Here is a 3,068-nt window from a genome sequence, read left to right as displayed (position 1 = left end):
TGCTTCTCGCAGACCGCGCGCATGGCCCCGTGAAAGGCCTGCGCATCATGATCCTCCTGCACGCGCCGGCGATCGAGCACCGGGGTGAGATCGGCCCCGCCCCCGAACCAGGGCTTCGTGGTCACGACGAAGCGGGTATTCATGTGCACCGTCGGCGCATGCGGGTTCCAGGGATGGGCGATCAGCGAAATGCCCGAGGCCCAGAAGCGCGGATCCGTATCGGAACCGGGGATCTGCCCGCGGAATTCCGGCGCGAATTCGCCGTGCACGGTTGAGATATGGACGCCCACCTTCTCGAAGACTCGCCCCTTCATCATCGACATGACGCCGCCGCCGCCCTTGGCGCCGGAATGATCCTTGCGCTCCCAGGGCGTGCGCTCAAAGCGCCCGGGCCCCTCGGCTTCCGGGAAGAATGGCCCCTCGGCCTCCGCCTCGATCGCCTCGAAAGCGGCGCAGATGCGGTCGCGCAGGGCCGCGCACCAGACGGGCATGTCCTGCTGAAGCCGTGTAACCGTGTCTTCGTCCTGCATGGTGAGCCTTTCCTTGCATATCCACCTTTTGCCTACAGGAGCCGCTGGCATCATGACAAGGTGGCGCGCGGGTCTTCGAGGGGTGACGAATTGGCAGTGGAGAAGCCGGGGACTGCGCTGGTCGTGAGCCGGCGGGCGCGTTATTCAGAACGGTGATGCACGGACATGCAATGCGTTTGCCTCGCGCCGTGCGTGCGCTAGAAGCACAAAGTCAGGCGCGTGGCGCGAATCAGCAGCACCCGGACCGCAGCCCGCTATCGGGTTGCACGGTGGAGCAAGGGCGAGAGCGAGCGGATAATGAGCAAAGCGGATCTGTTCGGTGGCGCGGCCGCGAAGGCGCAGGACGAGGCGGCTGATGCGCGCGCACCGGCTGCAGCCACGCGCGCCGCAAAGAAACGCGCCGCGCAGAATCACGCTCCTGAAGGAACCATGGGCGAAGCGGGCTACAATGCCGCGACGATCGAGGTCCTGGAAGGCCTCGAACCGGTGCGCCGGCGCCCGGGCATGTATATCGGCGGCACCGACGAGAAGGCGCTGCACCATCTCTTCGCCGAAGTCATCGACAACGCCATGGACGAGGCCGTGGCAGGGCACGCCAGTTTCATCGATGTCGAGGTCGAGTCTGACGGCTTTCTGACCGTTACCGATAACGGGCGCGGCATCCCCGTCGATCCGCATCCAAAGTTCCCCGACAAATCCGCGCTGGAAGTGATTCTGACCACCCTGCATGCGGGCGGCAAGTTTGATTCCAAGGTCTACGAAACCTCCGGCGGCCTGCACGGCGTCGGCGTCTCGGTGGTCAACGCCCTGTCGGAGCGGCTCGAGGTCGAGGTGGCCCGCGGGCAGATGCTCTATCGCCAGATCTTCGAGCGCGGCCACGCGGTGACCCCGCTTGAGACCGTCGGCAAGGTGCATAACCGGCGCGGCACGAGAGTGCGCTTCAAGCCGGATGCGCAGATTTTCGGCGCCCATGGCGCGACGTTTTCGCCCGCGCGGCTGCTGCGCATGACGCGCTCGAAGGCCTATCTCTTCGGCGGTGTCGAGATCCGCTGGCATTGTGCGCCCGAGCTCGCCGGCGAGACTGTCGCTGCCGAGGCAGTGTTCAAGTATCCCGACGGGCTCAAGGATTATCTCGCCAGCGAGATCGCGGGCAAGGAGCTCGTCGCCGATCAGATCTTCGCCGGCAAGATCAGGAAGCCCGGCGGCCACGGCTCGCTGGAATGGGCCATCGCCTGGCTGGGCGGGGTCGAGGACGGATTTTCCTCCTCCTATTGCAATACCATACCGACGCCTGAGGGCGGCACGCATGAGAGCGGCATGCGCATGGCGCTGCTGCGCGGCCTGCGCGACCATGCCGAGCGGGTCAACCAGTCCAAGCGCATGGCGCAGGTCAATGCCGATGACGTGATGACCACCTGCGCGGCCATGCTCTCGGTCTTCATCCGCGAGCCGGAATTCCAGGGCCAGACCAAGGACAAGCTCGCCACGCTGGAAGCCTCACGCATCGTCGAGAACGCCATCCGCGACGCCTTCGACCACTGGCTCGCCGCCTCCCCCAACCAGGCCGCCCGCCTGATCGACTGGGTGGTGGATCGCGCCGAGGAGCGGCTGCGCCGGCGCAAGGAGAAGGAAGTCGCGCGCAAGACCGCGACACGCAAGCTGCGTCTTCCCGGCAAGCTCGCCGATTGCACCAATGCGGGTGCGGCAGGCTCCGAACTCTTCATCGTCGAGGGTGATTCAGCCGGCGGCTCGGCCAAGCAGGGTCGTGATCGCGGCTATCAGGCGATCCTGCCCCTGCGCGGCAAGATCCTCAACGTCGCCTCCGCCGGACGCGACAAGCTCGCCGCGAACCAGCAGCTCGGGGATATCGTCCAGGCGCTGGGCTGCGGCACCGGCGCGCAATACCGCGACGAGGATCTGCGCTACGACAAGGTCATCATCATGACCGATGCCGATGTCGACGGCGCGCATATCGCGTCACTGCTGATCACCTTCTTCTACCGGCAGATGCCCAGACTGATCGACAAGGGGCATCTCTATCTGGCCATCCCGCCGCTCTACAAGCTCACCCACGGCGCCAAGACCGTCTATGCGCATGACGATGCTCACAAGGACGCGCTGATCAAGAGCGCGTTCAAGGCCAATGCCAAGGTCGAGGTGAGCCGCTTCAAGGGGCTCGGCGAGATGATGCCGGCACAGCTCAAGGAAACCACCATGCATCCGGAGAAGCGCACGCTCCTGCGCGTCGCCGTGCATGGAGACGACCGCGAGGCCACCGGCGATGCAATCGAACGGCTGATGGGCAACAAGCCCGAAGCCCGCTTCAGCTTCATCCAGGACCGCGCCGCCTTCGCCACCGATCTCGACCTGGATATCTGAGCAGGAGAAGCGGGGCTTTACGCCCCGCCCCCGGTTACGCCAGCCCGCGCTTCTCCAGCAATGGCCCGACATCAGGCAACCGGTCGCGGAAACCGCGGTACGCATCTTCCGGATCGCGCAGATTGCCCGCCGCGTAGATGAAATCATGCAGCCGCTGGG

General features: G+C 65.5%; 2 protein-coding genes. One reads left to right on the top strand and one right to left on the bottom strand.

Annotation, left to right across the window (positions count from 1 at the left end; translation table 11 throughout):
- The coding region (locus tag VKP01_RS03220; RefSeq protein ID WP_324410216.1) for a coproporphyrinogen III oxidase at positions 1–530 on the bottom strand (530 nt) is incomplete at its 3' end.
- A 297-nt stretch (positions 531–827) separates the two neighbouring features.
- Between VKP01_RS03220 and parE the strand changes: the two genes are divergently transcribed.
- Positions 828–2,909, top strand: coding sequence for a DNA topoisomerase IV subunit B (parE, locus tag VKP01_RS03215; RefSeq protein WP_324410214.1), 2,082 nt, complete (start codon positions 828–830; stop codon positions 2,907–2,909).
- Positions 2,910–3,068 lie beyond the last annotated feature (159 nt).

This window comes from Saliniramus sp., assembly GCF_035311605.1.
GTDB lineage: Bacteria > Pseudomonadota > Alphaproteobacteria > Rhizobiales > Beijerinckiaceae > Saliniramus.
The sequence above is the reverse complement of the archived record's forward strand: the minus strand, read 5'-3'. Positions and strand labels throughout refer to the sequence as shown.